This is a genomic window from Nitritalea halalkaliphila LW7 (genome assembly GCF_000265075.1).
GTDB lineage: Bacteria > Bacteroidota > Bacteroidia > Cytophagales > Cyclobacteriaceae > Nitritalea > Nitritalea halalkaliphila.
In genome coordinates this window covers 15829-30323 of record NZ_AJYA01000037.1, presented here as the reverse complement: position 1 = coordinate 30323, position 14495 = coordinate 15829, and the positions used below count along the sequence as shown (strand labels likewise).

Genomic DNA, 14495 nt, shown 5'->3' with positions numbered 1-14495 from the left:
GCAAAATAAAAGTCAGGAAGAGAAAAAGAACAATTAATCGCCACAATCAGTTTTGCAATGGAAGGGAGGAAAGCATGCGAATAAGTATTCTATGTATTATTTTATTGACAGGGCTTAATTATATATCAAGTGCTCAAAGTATCCAGAAAATATCTGATAACAGGAAAATACAGTTTGATTCAAACTATTTTCAGAAAGATGAATTTGGGGATACGGTAATAATAGTTTTTGGGACTAGCAGAAAATATACTAAAGAGTTTTATGAGATACATTTTCCAGGTGAATTTGATTTTAAGTTTATAGAGTTTGTACGCAAATATCCAGATAAGAATGATTGCACTAAGTTGGTTTTCTACCATATGGCTGCTCCTCATCAAGGACACGAAGAATACCTCATTCATAAAGCTCGTCTAGACAGGACGCAGGTTATCTTTGATCAAGAGGTTGATTTTCTATATTGGTTTAACAATTCCGGGAAGTTGATGGAGAAGACCTTGATCCTAGTGAGAGAAGAAGAATGGATAGGTAAGAAAAAAAGAGTGAATGGGATTGGTGTTCAAATCAATACATTTGGCTCATGCCGAGACCTGATAGAGAATTAACTGCAGGGCAATTAATTCAATAAATTCTGCTGCAAACGATATTGTGGTGGCTCCTTGTTAATCGGAAGTAAAAATTTTTTCAAGCTACTGCCTTTTTAATTGACCAAGTATTGTGGTGAATTCTAAATCCAATAGGTAGTTCATGGAAAGGATGCAAATATTATAATAATATGAAAAAAAATAAGTTTTTCTGTATTAGCTTAAAAATCCCCTAATCTATGAAGAATAATAAAATCAAAAAACTTCTCTGTTTTTTCTTAATTATTTTTTGTGTAAATTCCTGTAAAGTTGATAATAAAACCTCTCCCGTTAGCGTTGTTTTGAAGAAGGTTGGTCAACTAAATTTACCCTTAGATGATGAGAGTACAGGTAGAAATATTTACAATGACTTTGTTTTGATAGACAGTGTGCCTCATTTGTCTTTCCTGAATAAAAAAAATAATTCCATTTACTTTTACGATTTGGTTTCAGAAGCCTTAACGGAGAAGATCCACTTTCCGAAAAAGGGACCTGAAAATTTTGGGGATCTAGTAGGTTATAATTTTATAAATTATGATTCAATCTTCGTTTACGCTTATAATTTGGGTAAATTGACATTTACGGATCGTACACATGAACATAAAAAAGTCTTATCGTGTCCAACACGACCATCTGCAAGTAAAGCCCAGCCCTGGGAACTTAAGAAAAATCTCTATTTTAGATAATACATTGATTTTTAATGGATGGGGATCCGAAAAAGAATATTATAAGAACACTGCATTTCACAAAGACTCGTTTCTGTTCTTGAATGTGTTGAGTGATTCAGTTTACACTGCTATTAAGTATCCGGATATTTATTTAAATGCGATCTGGGGAATTCAATATTTTGAAATCTATCATGATGTAAATCCAGCCAAAAAAGAGTTGGTTATATGTTATCCTATAGATAACAAATTCTATATCTATGACATGCGAACTGGCAAGATAAGATCAGAAATAATGAATGGCGCTCCTGAGCTAACAGTAAATCCACTTTCAAAAAATAAATCGAAAATATCGATCGAATTATTTGAAGAGATCACGCATGTTAAATCACAAAGTAGTTATTCTGGCATTAAATATTTTAGTGACGAGGAAGTATATTTAAGATTTGTTGATTTACCCATTCAAGAAGATATTTTGGTTTCTCGTGATCTATTTAAAATTAGCTTCGGGCCATCTAAAATTCAGGTTATTTCTAAAGATTTTAACTTCCTTGATGAGGTACGAATTGGTGAAAATTATAATTTAAGTTCTTTGTTTTTTAACGATGGAAAAATTTACATTGAGAAAATTCAATTTGAAAATGAAGATCTACTTGTTTATGATATTTTTGAGCTTGTTTTCATGTAATAAAAATGAGTCTGAAATAGATAAATGGATTGATTATGTGCAAAAATTAGATCTCAATTACGATTATAATTCAATTTATGTTTTTATCCCAAATGCTGGATGCCCTGGGTGTTATTAGTGTGCTGAGTCCTTTTTATTAGATAATGTAAATTCAGACGGTATTAAGTTTGTTTTATTTCAAGTTTATTCTATAAAAGATCTACATATTAAATTGGGGGAAGATATTTTTTCTTCTGATAATGTTATTATTGACAATAAATTTTTGTCGGACTACTATCAACTAAATTCCTTTTATCCAATAATTTTATTCCAAGATCTTAAGATATTAGAAGAAATAAGCCCAGAAAATCAACATTCGTTAGATAAATTGAATACCTTACTTGCGAACTAAGTTTAATTCTTTAATAGGTTAAAATCAGTTTTGCCTGAACTGTTAACCAAGTCTGAGGTGTCTGCTGAAAGTACTACAGATGCTGCTGCTTCTGATTTAGAACAGGCTGCTGATTAAGTTTTTTTTCAGGCCTCACGGCCAAAAGCTTTGAACGACCTCCTTCTCAGGAGTTTTTTTTATGTGTGTGGTGATTCCGATTTATCTTTACTAAGGACATTTACTTTCTTGGCTCCTAAGGCAAAGGCAATAAAGGTTAGCGAATAGCCGGGGCTCCAAAGCAATAGCTTGACGGAAAGATTTGATGTTCGTATAAATATATTCGTATTATTATTTTTTTTATCCATTAAATTACCTATTTTTAATAAAAGCCTCTTACTATGAAACTGAAGATGCCCCCCAACCCTCCTTCAATCCCCAATTTCATGGATGTAGCTTAATCCTTTTAGGGCTCATCTTTTTTTGGACCTGTACACATCATGAAACCGAGATTCCCTCTGAAGTAGTGTCGGAGCGCATCTGCCAACCATTGCTAACCATATGAATTATGAAGGAGGCTATCCAGGGGAATTCCCAGAGAATTTTATGAAGCACTTGCCTGGGTAGGATTAAAGGCAAGGGTTAGAGGCTGGGCAAATAAAAGTCAGGAAGAGAAAGATGAGGTGAATACACATATCAATTTTGCTAAAGTTGGGAGGAAAGTATGCGACTGATTCTTATTCTACTATTTTGTTTTTGCACCATGGAAAATTATGGTCAAATTATACAGGTTACAAACAATTGGCAAGGTGAAGAATGGCGGAGATTTTCGACCCAGAAAAATTATCAGGATACTGTCTTGGTTATTTTTGATCCCAAGCAAGATCTGGCGGCCGTCAGAGAAGTGAATTTACGAACAAACTCTATTACAATTGACCATAGGGAATACAGTAAAAAATACCCAAAAACAGCGGATGACTGTATTGAATTAAGGTTTGTCCATGACCGAAAGGCACCTATCGGTAATGAGGAGTATATAGTAGACAAGCGAAAATTATCTGACAGGATAGTCATTTTGAATGAAGAAGGAACAAACTTTCTGTATTGGTTTGAAAGCGATTCTGAATTGTTCGAGAAGACGATTATTCTTATAGAGGCAAGTGACTGGCTGAATAAAAAAGAAAAAAGTGAAAGGATATGGTGTCTTAATCCATACGACTGGCTCATGCCGAGACCTGATAGAGAATTAACTGCAGAGCAATCAATTCAATAAATCCGTATCCGTTTGACGCACTATGTATTGGAGGCAAAATTGGCGGCTTTACTGGGCCCAGTTAGAACACAGTACTGCAGCGACTACACGTAAACCTTCATCTTCTCTTCTTTAGACAAGGTCCTCTTTTCCATAAACCTAAGTTTACAGCACTTCAACTCATTTACGTCCGATTAATTTGGGGGCCAAAACAGGAAGCACAGATCGTGTTTTTCAAAAAAAGGAAGGTGAGCACCTACGGCACTCACCTTCTCTATGGAAATTAACGTCGAACTGTTTTCTGTGTAAATTTAGCGCCCTCATCCCAAGGAGCCCTTTCTAAAGCCTATTCTACCTTTACTGTAACCTCTTGTAAAAAAGATTCTGCCTCTGCGACCATCGTTTCTGAACCGATGAAAAGAGGGGTTCGCTCATGCAGGCTACTCGGCATAATATCCATGATACGCATCATTCCATTAGTGGCTTTGGCGCCAGCCTGCTCAGCGATGAAGGCTAAGGCATTCGCTTCGTAAAGAAGACGCAATTTTCCCTTTGGATTTTTCGCTGTACTCGGATAAATGTAAATCCCGCCTTTCAATAGATTTCTATGAAAGTCGGCCACCAAACTACCGATATAGCGTCCGCTGTAGCGACGCTCCTTACAGGTATCTATATAGCGACGTACGCCCTCCTCCCAGTCGAGATAAGTGCCCTCGTTAATGCTGTAAACATTCCCGTCCTTCGGTGCACACATGTTAGGGTGGCTGAGAAAAAACTCGCCTAGGGATGCCTCATACGTGAATCCATTTACGCCATGACCTGTCGTGTAGACCAGCATGGTGGAGGAGCCATACAACACATATCCAGCTGCTACCTGCTGGCTGCCCGGCTGCATGACATCTTCGATCTGAATGGGGCTGCCTGTCGGCGTGATACGTCTGTAAATCGAAAAAATCGTTCCGATAGAGATGTTTACATCGATGTTCGAAGAGCCATCTAATGGATCTATCGCCACCACATACTTGCCCGAACTGTTTTGTAAGTCGATGATTTCGTCATCTTCTTCCGATACGATGGCACAGACTTCGCCCCCTTTCGTCAGTGCACGCGTGAAACGTACATTCGCGATCACATCTAACTTCTGCTGCTCCTCGCCCTGCACATTGGTATTGCCGATCGCTCCCGCTATATTACTCAGTCCAGCACGATTCGTCTCCCTGTTCACAATCTTGGCCGCTAAAGCGATGTCGCGAAGTAGCTGGGAAAGCTCACCTGATGCGTACGGAAAATCGTCCTGCTTACTCTTAATAAATCGGTCTAAAGTAACTCCCACAGAATAGGCAAGATGGGAGGTGTCTGGCGTGTAGGCTTTGATCTTCATAATAGAAAAATACAATTTTAAAGTTGCGGATACTTGAAATTACAGGAAAAAAAGACGACGGAAAAACTTTTCTGAACATTTTTCTCTCAACAGGTGTTTTTCGCTGCTTTCCCCTGAAATCAAGTCTATTTTTTCATTCAATCGATTGCGAAAAGTTTGTTTTGTGCTAAATTCTGCGCTCTTTCGTGCAACTTTTGTGATTTTTTTTATGAACTCAGACTTTTCATTTTGGAAAGAAAAAAGCACGGGTTATTAGAAAAATACAAATTCATTCTTCGCCCAATTGCTACTCTTGTGACCCAGCTCAGACATAGCGCTTAAGCGTCCGCTCGATGCCGCTTAGGTAACTGCTGCCAAATAAATGCAGGTGCACGAGCAGTGGATAGAGGTTGTATAGCGGCGCCGCTCTTCGAAACCGGGCTCCAGTGGAAAAACGGCGGTGTAGGCAGCATAAAATCTGGGATCAAAGCCGCCAAACAATTGGCTGAAAGCCAAATCCATCTCCCGATGTCCGTAGTAGGCGGCAGGATCGATCAAGACCGGTCTTCCCGTCGCACTTTTCATCACATTTCCAGACCAGAGGTCTCCATGCAGCAGGGCCGGCCGCTCCTTCGGTAAGAGCTCTTCGAGCAAAGGGTACAGCCTGCGGAAGCGGTCTAAGAACGAGGCATTGATGTGACCATCGAAAAAAGCTTTGCCCGCCAAGGGCTCCAGACGCTGCTCGATAAAAAACGTGCTCCAGTTCTTCGTCGCGCTGTTAGGCTGCGCTATGGTCGCGATGTAGTTATCCCGCTCCAGCCCGAATGTCGGTCGGGTAGCCATATGCAAAGCCGCTAAGCCCTCGCCAAGCTCTGCCCAGTAATCGGCCTGTGGATGACCTTCGCGGATAAAATCCATTAGTAAGTAATGCTGGTCCTCGATCTGCCCTACCTGATGGACGGCAGGCACCTCCAGGGGGCAGTGTGCAGAGAGTAATTTTAGGCTGGCGGCTTCTTCCACCAGCAGACGGGCATTATCGCTGTGGTTCAGCTTGAGAAAATAGGCCCCCGATTCCGTTTCCAGGAAAATCCCTTGGTTTAAGGTGCCTGCTGCCACGAGGCGCTGCTGGAGAATTTTTTCGTTTTTACCAAAACTCTCCAGCAGTACCCGCTGAAAAAATGCTTCTTGATCAAATGAATCCCACATAGCTTACTTCCTTAAATGGCGCAGTAGCCCCTCCGTCGCCCGATCTACGATTTGATAGACAGCCTCGAAATCTTCGGCACTGCCGTAGTAGGGATCTGGAACAGCGGCCTGTGTCGGCGGCTCCTCGAAGGCCCGCAGGAGACCGAGATGCTTGGGCTTCTTCCCGTGCTGCCGGAACAGGGCTTCGCTATTCGCGAGGTTTTTTTCATCCATCGCTAAGATATAGTCGAAGGTGTCCGCGTCAGAAGGCTCCAGCTGCCGCGCCCGATGTGTTAAGATAACCCCATGGCTGGCGGCATTGTTACGGGTACGTGGATCGGGCAGGTCTCCGATATGGTAGTTCGAGGTGCCACAGCTGTCCACTTCGATGCTGTCCTGTAAACCGGCGGCGACTAGCTTATGCCGGAGTACGCCTTCGGCAAGGGGGGAGCGACAGATATTTCCGAGACAAACAAAGAGAATTTTCGTCATGCTTTCTGCTGGTTGTTGATGAAACGAATGTAGGGAATTTTTTTAAAACAAGGCGTGTTCCTTATGCGATGCAACTAAAGGAAAACCAAATATTCCTTTTTTGCGTTATGTGATAGTTAGGGTTTTAAAAAGAATCTTTTGCCGATAGGCGAAATCTATGCCTCATGATTAATTTCTATGAGTATTGAGATTTGATTTATAAACCTTAACTTTGCAGCAGTATCTGAAAACAGTATCACCAATAAAACACATTAATATTATGTCATTAGTAGGAAAAAAAGCCCCTTTATTTAAGGCTCCTGCCGTACTAAACGGAGAAGAGATCGTAGAGCAGTTTTCATTAGAGCAGTACATCGGTAAGCAAGAAGTTGTTTTCTTCTTCTACCCGAAGGATTTCACTTTCGTGTGCCCTACTGAGATCATCGCTTTCCAAGATAAGTTAGCAGAATTCGAGAAGCGTAATGTCGCTGTAGTAGGTATTTCTACTGACACTGAAGAGACGCACCTTGCTTGGTTAAGCACGCCACGTGATCAGGGGGGTATCGCCGGCGTTACCTATCCATTAGTAGCAGACGTGGCCAAGACGATCGCTTCTAACTTTGGCGTTTTAGCCGGAGAGTATGTAGCGGACGAAGAAGGCAATTTAGCTTTCGAAGGCACGCCGATCGCGTACAGAGGGACTTTCTTGATCGACAAAGAAGGTATCGTAAGACATGAGACCATTAATTTCTTCCCACTAGGCCGTAACATCGATGAGATGATTCGTCTGGTAGATGCTTGGCATCACGTAGAGAAGTTCGGTGAGGTATGCCCTGCCGGATGGGAAGAAGGAAAAGAGGCGATGAAAGCGACTAAAGAAGGCGTTTCTTCTTACTTAGCCAACAAGAGTTAAGCGCTTATTCCGCGATAACACATAAAAAAAGCTGTCCATTGGGCAGCTTTTTCTATTTTTGTACGATGAAGCGCTTGTACGATTTTCTGATGTACCTGGCAGACGCCCTTTTGGCCCGCTGGGCCAAAACTGGTTCGAAGCTCCATGAGCGTCAGGCAGGTGCACAGCGAGCCTTTTCAGAGGTGGCAGCCTTTCGAGCGCAGGCGCCAGAAGCTGCAGTCGCCTGGTTCCACGTCGCCTCCCTGGGGGAATACGAGCAGGCCAAGCCCCTGCTGGCAGCCCTGAAAGCCGAGCAACCCGCTCTCCGCATCGTAGTATCCTTTTTTTCTCCCTCGGGCTATCGTCCAGCAGCAGCCAAGCCCCAAGCGCATGTGGATACGCTGTTTTACTTGCCGCTGGATCGTCCGGCACATGCCCAGAAGCTGCTACATACGCTCCGTCCGCAGTTGTTTTTCTGTGTGAAATATGATATTTGGCCTAATTTCCTTTTGGCCGCTAAGGCCAGTGGCGCCAGCTGCTACCTAATCGCAGCTGTTTTTCGTCCCGGTCAAGTCTACTTTCGCCCCTGGGGAGGGTTTTTCAGGAGGATACTCCCCCTTTTCGATCATGTGTTCACCCAAGACGAGAAAACTGCCCAGCTTCTGCAGCGGCATTATCCCAGCCTGGCAGTGACCTGTACAGGAGATACCCGCTACGACCGCGTCCTGGAGACCGCCGCAGCGCCGAAACGCTTTCCGGAGATCGAGGCCTGTATCGCTGGGCGACCCGTTTTGGTGGCAGGCTCGGTCTGGGAGCAGGACATGCGACTGCTACTGCCTTTTATACGCGAAGCCAGAGACTTTTTTATCCTTATCGCCCCGCATGCCTTTCAGGAGGAGCAGATGGAGCGCTGGTTGCGCGAAACCGGCCGACCATCCCGGCGGTATTCTAAACTGAAAGGCCCCTGCGACGTTTTATTGATTGATAATGTGGGCATGCTGGCGCAGCTCTACCAGTACGCCACAGTGGCCTATGTGGGGGGAGCCTCCGGCGATGGCCTCCATAACATTTTAGAGCCCATCGGCTTTCAGGTGCCCGTGGTACATGCCCGGCTGAAACGGAGGGCTAAATTTCCCGAGTCTGCCAGTGCGCGCGAGGCGGGGCTGGTGCAGGAAGTCCAGGATGCCGAAGTGTGCAGGCGAGCGCTCGGGCGCTACCGCGATGCGCATACATTGGCGCAAGCCAAAACCCGTGCAGCGGCCTTTTTACACCGACAGAAGGGGAGTAGTCAGGCCATCATGCACGTCTTAAAGCAGGAAATATGAAGACAGGAAGAGTGATAAAATCTACGGGCAGCTGGTATGAGGTGCTCACCGAAACTGGCCCTGTGCGGGCGCGTCTGCGGGGCAAGTTTAAGCAGCAGGGCTTGAAGTTGACGAATCCCGTGGCAGTGGGCGATCAGGTGACCTTGCAGGCGGAGTCCCAGCAGGAGACCTATACCATACAGGAGATCGCCCCGCGGGAAAATTACGTGATTCGGAAGAGCACCCGGAAGGCACATCATGCCCATATCATCGCCTCGAATATCGACCAGGCCTTTTTAATGGTGACCATTCAGCAGCCGCGAACCTCGCTCGGATTCATCGACCGTTTTTTAGTGAGCACGGAGAGCTTTCGGATTCCCACCACGATTCTAGTGAATAAAGCCGACCTTCCGCTGAACGAGGCGGGGGAGGAGCTGCTGCAGGATCTGCATGAAATTTACGAGCCGCTGGGCTATCCCGTGCTGGAGCTTTCGGCCCTGCATGAGCAGGACCTGCTGGAAGGTTTTGGGCCCCTGCTGCGGGGGAAGACCACCCTGCTTTCCGGCCACTCGGGCGTGGGTAAGTCCACCCTGCTGAACCAGCTCGTCCCTGGTGCGCGGCAGACGACGAAGGACATTTCGGCCTACTCGGCCAAAGGCGTGCATACGACCACCTTCGCGGAGATGTTTGCGGTGGAGGGCTTGGATGCTTTCCTGATCGATACCCCCGGGATTAAGGAATTCGGGGTGCTGGACATCGAGGAGCAGGAGCTCTCCCACTATTTCGTGGAGATGCGCCAGTATTTAGGGGAGTGTAAGTACCACAACTGCCGGCATGTGTCGGAGCCCGGCTGCCGCATCATCGAGCGCGTGGAGGAGGGCTACATCCATCCCTATCGCTATGAAAATTATGTGAATTTACTCCACGAGGAGGATACGCATCGGTAGTCCGTTTTGGCCCAGGGCCAAAGGAACCTGAAGAAGGGCAGGAAGCGGCGGCTTTTCTGCCTTTTTGCTTTGATTAGCGCCTTTCATGATGTAATTTTCACATCTAAATACGAAAACATGCAAGTGCACCAAACCCTAGTGCTCACGCACAGGCAAATCGAACAGAAAATTCGCCGCATGGCCTATGAAATCTACGAGCGCAATATCGAAGAGCGGCAGCTGCTGCTGGCAGGTATCAGCGGCATGGGTTTTCGGCTCGCGAACCTGCTGGCGGAGGAGTTGCGGCAGCATTTTAGCTTAGAGGTGGAGGTCTCGGAGCTGCGCCTAGATAAGGCAGCGCGCACCCAAGGGGACATCAGCATTTCCTCCTTTTCGGTCGCCGCGGATTCGGTGTGCATTTTAGTGGACGATGTGCTGAATACGGGCAGGACGCTAGCCTTCGCGATGAAGCCATTTTTAGGTGTTCCACTAAAAAAGTTAGAGCTGGCGGTGCTGGTTAATCGGCGGCATCGCTGTTACCCGGTGAGTCCAGACTATACGGGGCTGGCCCTCGCCACCACGCTAAACGAACATATTCATGTGGACCTATCAGGTCCCGACTACGCTGTATATTTACACTAAACCATGTCTGTTCATCCATCTAGCGCCATCAAGCGCATTACCACCCACACCCTTCAGGAAATGAAAAACCGTGGGGAGAAGATTTCCATGCTCACCTCGTACGATTATTCCATGGCGAAGATCGTGGATGCGGCGGGCATCGATATCATTTTAGTGGGAGACTCCGCCTCGAATGTGATGGCGGGTCATGAAACTACTTTGCCGATCACGCTCGATCAGATGATCTACCATGCCTCTTCGGTGGTTCGCGCAGTGAAGCGGGCTTTTATCGTGGTGGACATTCCGTTCGGTTCCTATCAGGGCAATAGCTCCGAGGCGCTCCGTTCGGCCATCCGCATCATGAAAGAGTCTGGCGCCCATGCCGTAAAGGTCGAAGGCGGTGCGGAGATTAAGGAGTCCGTACTGCGGATTTTAAGTGCGGGGGTTCCGGTCATGGGGCACCTGGGGCTTACACCACAGTCGATATACAAGTTTGGCACCTATACCGTGCGGGCGCGGGAAGAGGAGGAAGCGGAAAAGCTTTTAGCCGATGCACGCATGCTGGAGGCCTGCGGCTGTTTCGCACTGGTGCTGGAAAAGATTCCGGCGGCGCTGGCGGCCAAAGTCGCTCAGCCGGTGCAGATCCCGGTTATCGGCATCGGTGCCGGTGGGGCGGTGGACGGTCAGGTGCTGGTGGCGCATGACATGTTCGGCATCACGCAGGAGTTTCGGCCGCGCTTTTTACGGCAGTACGCCGATCTGCAGCAGACGATGACGGATGCGGTGAAGGCCTACATCCACGATGTGAAATCAGAAGATTTCCCGAATGAACAAGAAAGTTATTAATTCTATACATGGTTTTTGGCCGCGGGCCAAAGCCTCCTCACTTCTACGCTATGATAACGCAACCCATCGCCCTGGTTACGGGCGCAAGTTCTGGAATAGGTGCCGCCACTGCTAAGGTGCTGGCAGAAATGGGCTATGCCCTCATCGTCTGTGGGCGGCGAAAGGAGCGGCTGGAAGCGCTGTGTGCGGAGCTGCCGGCGGGGACTCCTTCTAGGCTGCTGACCTTCGATGTGCGCGAGCGGGCACAGGTGGAGGCAGCTTGGCAGGAACTCCCGGAAGACTGGCAGAAGGTGCAGCTGCTGGTGAATAATGCCGGTAATGCGCATGGGCTGGATCCGATTCATCGCGGGGCGGTCGAAGATTGGGATGCCATGCTGGATGGAAATGTGAAGGGGCTGCTCTATGTTAGTAAGGTCGTACTTCCCGGCATGGTGGCCCGCGAGCAAGGGATGGTGATTAATATCGGCTCTATCGCTGGAAAAGAAGTGTACCCGAATGGAAATGTGTACTGTGCCTCCAAGCATGCTGTAGATGCCCTGACGCAGGGGATGCGCATGGACTTAAATCCTTATAACATCCGCGTGGTGGGCATTCACCCCGGCCTGGTCGAGACGGAGTTTTCGCAAGTACGCTTTAAAGGGGATGCCGCGCGAAGTGAGGCGGTTTATAAAGGCTATGCGCCGCTTCGGGCAGAGGATGTGGCGGATACCATCGCCTTCGTCGTCAGTCGTCCACCGCATGTGGTGCTGGCAGACATTACGATTTTGCCGACAGCCCAGGCGAGTGCCGGCATCGTGAAAAAAAATGCACAGACGTAAAAAATGAACTTATGGAGCTACTTAACTGGAGGCTAGCAGCGTTTACACGGGTTTTTTCTCCCCGGCGAAGGGCTTGTTTGATTGGGCTGGGCGTCCTGAGCCTTTGCCTTTCCTGTGGCCCTGAACCCCGGCAGGGGGCAGTGGAGGAAGAGGTTTTGGCCGAAGGCCAAAGGGTGGAGGCAGTGCTCCGTCCCGCACCACGTGCGGCTATCGAGCTGGAGCTAGAAGCTGCGGGGCTGCTAGCAGTGGAAGATGTTCTGCCGGATGTGCTCGTGGACTTAAAATATGCCTCTACAGATAATTTTTTCGGTCAAAACGTCTATGGAGAGCTGCAGCATTGTTACCTGCAGCCAGAGGTAATGGCCAAACTGGAAAGAAGTTATGCCGCCCTGCAGGAGCGGCGGCCGGATTTAACCTTTTTGGTTTTCGATGGCGTGCGGCCGCAGTCGGTGCAGCAGGTGCTGTGGGATGCGTTAGACAAGCCGGATAGTATCAAGCCGCTGTATGTGGCGGACCCGAAGAAGGGGGGCTTACATAATTACGGCGCGGCTGTAGACCTTACGCTAGCGGATCGGGAGACGGGTGTGGGCTTAGACATGGGGACGCCCTTCGATTTTTTCGGTTATGAGGCGTATCCCGACCGGGAGGAGGAGATGCTGGCAGCGGGCAAGCTTCGAGAGGAGCAGGTGGCGAATCGTCGCCTACTTCGGGAGGTGATGCGGGCTGGCGGTTTTAGCGCGATCGGCTCAGAGTGGTGGCATTTTAATGCGTACAGTAGAGAGGAAGCGGCGAAGCGTTATGCGTTAATTCCGTGAGATAAAAATACAGATAAAATGAAAAAAGGCGAAGCGATAGTGGTCGGGGTACTCTTAGGGGTGCTGGTCCTCGTGCTGGGGCTGCGGCAGTTCCAGTCGGAGGGACCTCGGCGGATGCGGCTACCTATATGACCTTGCGGGGCGAGGCTTTGGGGACCTATTATGAGTTTGTTTTAGACCGTGAAGTGGATGTGGAGGCAGAAATAGCGGCTTTTTTTAAGGGGTATAATGCTGCTGCCAATACCTACATTCCGGATTCAGAGATTTCTTATTTCAATCAAAAGGGCTATGCGCTGCTTGAGGAGCCCTACCTACCGGAGATGCTTGCCATTTCGCGCAAGTACCGGGAGCAGTATGCCGGGCTCTATGAGCCTACGCTGATGCCCTTGATAAACGGTTGGGGTTTTGGCTTCTCTGAGCGTGCGCGGATGAGTCCGGAGCGCGTGGACAGTCTTTTACAGTTTGTAGATCTGGACTTGGTTCAGGTTTCGGGGGATAGCCTTTTGGCCGCAAGGCCGGGTGTGCAGCTGGATTTTAGCGCCATGGGGGAAGGCTATGCGATCGAAAAGCTAGCAGCCATCGTGGAGGCGAAGGGTGTGGAGTCCTATAAAATCGAGATTGGTGGGGAGATGCGCTGTCGAGGGCTGAATCCCGATGGAAAGGTTTGGCGGATTGGCATCGAGGGCCCTAAGGATGGGGTGTCACGAGAGGAGAGTGAGCTGGTGGAAATCGTGCTTTTAGCCGATAAGGCCATCAGTACGAGCGGGAATTACCGCAAGTTTTACATCGATGAGCAGGGAAATCGGCGTGTGCATGTGATCGATCCACAGACGGGCTATCCGGTGGAGCATGCCCTGTTAAGTGCGACGATCATCTGTTCGGATGCGCTGAAGGCCGATATTTTAGCGACCATCTGCATGGTGGCTGGCCCCGAGCGGGCGCTGGCACTGATCGAGGCGGACCCGGATGTGGAGGGTTTCCTGATCATTGCCGAAGGCGAAAGGTTTCGTACACAGGCCTCTTCCGGGCTTCCGGTGCTGGAGGGGAATTGATGAGATGCGGACATGCTGCTTGGCTTCGGAAGTGTTAATAAGTGAGCAAAAGATACAAGTGATATGATTCAGGTAGGTCCAGAGACCGTGGTGGCGGTTAGTTATACCCTTCACGTAGATGATGGGGAGACGGGGATGCAGTTTCGCGAGGCGATCTCGGAGGCGGAACCCTTTTACTTTTTATTCGGTGTGGGGCAGGTGCTGCCCAAGTTGGAAGCAGCACTGGCAGGTTTAGTGGCGGGGGATCCTTTCGAGGTGTTTCTGAGCTACGAGGAGGCCTACGGAGATTATGATCCTGCGAAGCGGGTGATCTTGCCCAAGCATGCATTTAAGGAGGATGGGGTGAAGCAGCGGCAGCTGCTACGTGTGGGAAAGGTGATTCCGATGCAGGATGAAGAGGGGAATCGGCTCCGTGGAGAAATCCTTAAGGTAGACTATAAGGGTGTCCACATGGATTTCAACTCCCCTTTAGCGGGTTTAGACTTGCAGTTTTCTGGGCGTGTGGTGGCTGTGCGCAAGGCTGAAGCCGAGGAAATCGCGCATGGTCATGTGCATGGTCCGGGGGGTGTGCAGCATTAAACGAGTAGCAAAACAAAAATTAAGATAGATGGCA

The 14495-nt window shown here is 48.1% G+C and carries 15 protein-coding genes and 1 pseudogene; 13 read left to right on the top strand and 3 right to left on the bottom strand.

Annotated elements, in window-relative coordinates; translation table 11 throughout:
* The first annotated feature begins 74 nt into the window (after positions 1–74).
* From A3SI_RS12065 to A3SI_RS12050, 4 genes are all read left to right on the top strand, one after another.
* Entirely contained in the window at positions 75–602 is a 528-nt protein-coding gene (locus A3SI_RS12065; protein WP_009056239.1) for a hypothetical protein, read from the top strand.
* A gap of 218 nt (positions 603–820) precedes the next feature.
* Positions 821–1306: a DUF4221 family protein gene (locus A3SI_RS23305; protein ID WP_009056237.1), complete on the top strand. Its 486-nt coding sequence runs from the start codon at positions 821–823 to the stop codon at positions 1304–1306.
* Positions 1215–1973 (top strand): DUF4221 family protein, encoded by a 759-nt coding sequence (locus tag A3SI_RS12055; protein WP_156810290.1) that lies wholly within the window; start codon positions 1215–1217, stop codon positions 1971–1973. Before A3SI_RS23305 ends, A3SI_RS12055 begins: the two co-directional genes overlap by 92 nt.
* Before the next feature lie 1130 nt (positions 1974–3103).
* Complete coding sequence (locus A3SI_RS12050; protein ID WP_040670831.1) at positions 3104–3613, top strand: hypothetical protein; 510 nt, start codon at positions 3104–3106, stop codon at positions 3611–3613.
* A gap of 325 nt (positions 3614–3938) precedes the next feature.
* Here the strand turns inward: A3SI_RS12050 and fbp are convergent, their stop codons facing one another.
* The 3 genes and pseudogenes from fbp to A3SI_RS12030 all read right to left on the bottom strand — a co-directional run bounded on the left by fbp (position 3939) and on the right by A3SI_RS12030 (position 6629).
* Positions 3939–4973, bottom strand: a complete 1035-nt coding sequence (gene fbp / locus A3SI_RS12045; RefSeq protein WP_009056234.1) for a class 1 fructose-bisphosphatase — start codon at positions 4971–4973, stop codon at positions 3939–3941.
* 304 nt (positions 4974–5277) lie between these two features.
* Positions 5278–6158, bottom strand: a pseudogene (locus A3SI_RS12035) (fructosamine kinase family protein).
* 3 nt (positions 6159–6161) lie between these two features.
* Complete coding sequence (locus tag A3SI_RS12030; protein WP_009056231.1) at positions 6162–6629, bottom strand: low molecular weight protein-tyrosine-phosphatase; 468 nt, start codon at positions 6627–6629, stop codon at positions 6162–6164.
* A 259-nt stretch (positions 6630–6888) separates the two neighbouring features.
* Between A3SI_RS12030 and A3SI_RS12025 the strand changes: the two genes are divergently transcribed.
* The 9 genes from A3SI_RS12025 to A3SI_RS11985 all read left to right on the top strand — a co-directional run bounded on the left by A3SI_RS12025 (position 6889) and on the right by A3SI_RS11985 (position 14461).
* The gene (locus A3SI_RS12025) at positions 6889–7521 is read left to right on the top strand and encodes a peroxiredoxin (protein WP_009056230.1); all 633 of its coding nucleotides are present in this window, start codon (positions 6889–6891) and stop codon (positions 7519–7521) included.
* Positions 7522–7595: 74 nt separating this feature from the next.
* The gene (locus A3SI_RS12020; protein ID WP_238531741.1) at positions 7596–8825 is read left to right on the top strand and encodes a 3-deoxy-D-manno-octulosonic acid transferase; all 1230 of its coding nucleotides are present in this window, start codon (positions 7596–7598) and stop codon (positions 8823–8825) included.
* The gene (rsgA, locus tag A3SI_RS12015; protein WP_009056227.1) at positions 8822–9751 is read left to right on the top strand and encodes a ribosome small subunit-dependent GTPase A; all 930 of its coding nucleotides are present in this window, start codon (positions 8822–8824) and stop codon (positions 9749–9751) included. Before A3SI_RS12020 ends, rsgA begins: the two co-directional genes overlap by 4 nt.
* A 117-nt stretch (positions 9752–9868) precedes the next feature.
* Positions 9869–10372, top strand: coding sequence for a phosphoribosyltransferase family protein (locus A3SI_RS12010; protein ID WP_040670846.1), 504 nt, complete (start codon positions 9869–9871; stop codon positions 10370–10372).
* A 3-nt stretch (positions 10373–10375) separates the two neighbouring features.
* Positions 10376–11197: a 3-methyl-2-oxobutanoate hydroxymethyltransferase gene (gene panB / locus A3SI_RS12005; protein ID WP_009056223.1), complete on the top strand. Its 822-nt coding sequence runs from the start codon at positions 10376–10378 to the stop codon at positions 11195–11197.
* Between the two features lie 53 nt (positions 11198–11250).
* Complete coding sequence (locus A3SI_RS12000; protein WP_156810292.1) at positions 11251–12015, top strand: SDR family NAD(P)-dependent oxidoreductase; 765 nt, start codon at positions 11251–11253, stop codon at positions 12013–12015.
* Positions 12016–12026: 11 nt separating this feature from the next.
* Entirely contained in the window at positions 12027–12830 is an 804-nt protein-coding gene (locus tag A3SI_RS11995) for a M15 family metallopeptidase (RefSeq protein ID WP_009056219.1), read from the top strand.
* 128 nt (positions 12831–12958) lie between these two features.
* Positions 12959–13882, top strand: a complete 924-nt coding sequence (locus tag A3SI_RS11990) for an FAD:protein FMN transferase (protein WP_009056217.1) — start codon at positions 12959–12961, stop codon at positions 13880–13882.
* Between the two features lie 63 nt (positions 13883–13945).
* Positions 13946–14461, top strand: coding sequence for an FKBP-type peptidyl-prolyl cis-trans isomerase (locus A3SI_RS11985; protein WP_009056216.1), 516 nt, complete (start codon positions 13946–13948; stop codon positions 14459–14461).
* Positions 14462–14495: the final 34 nt, after the last annotated feature.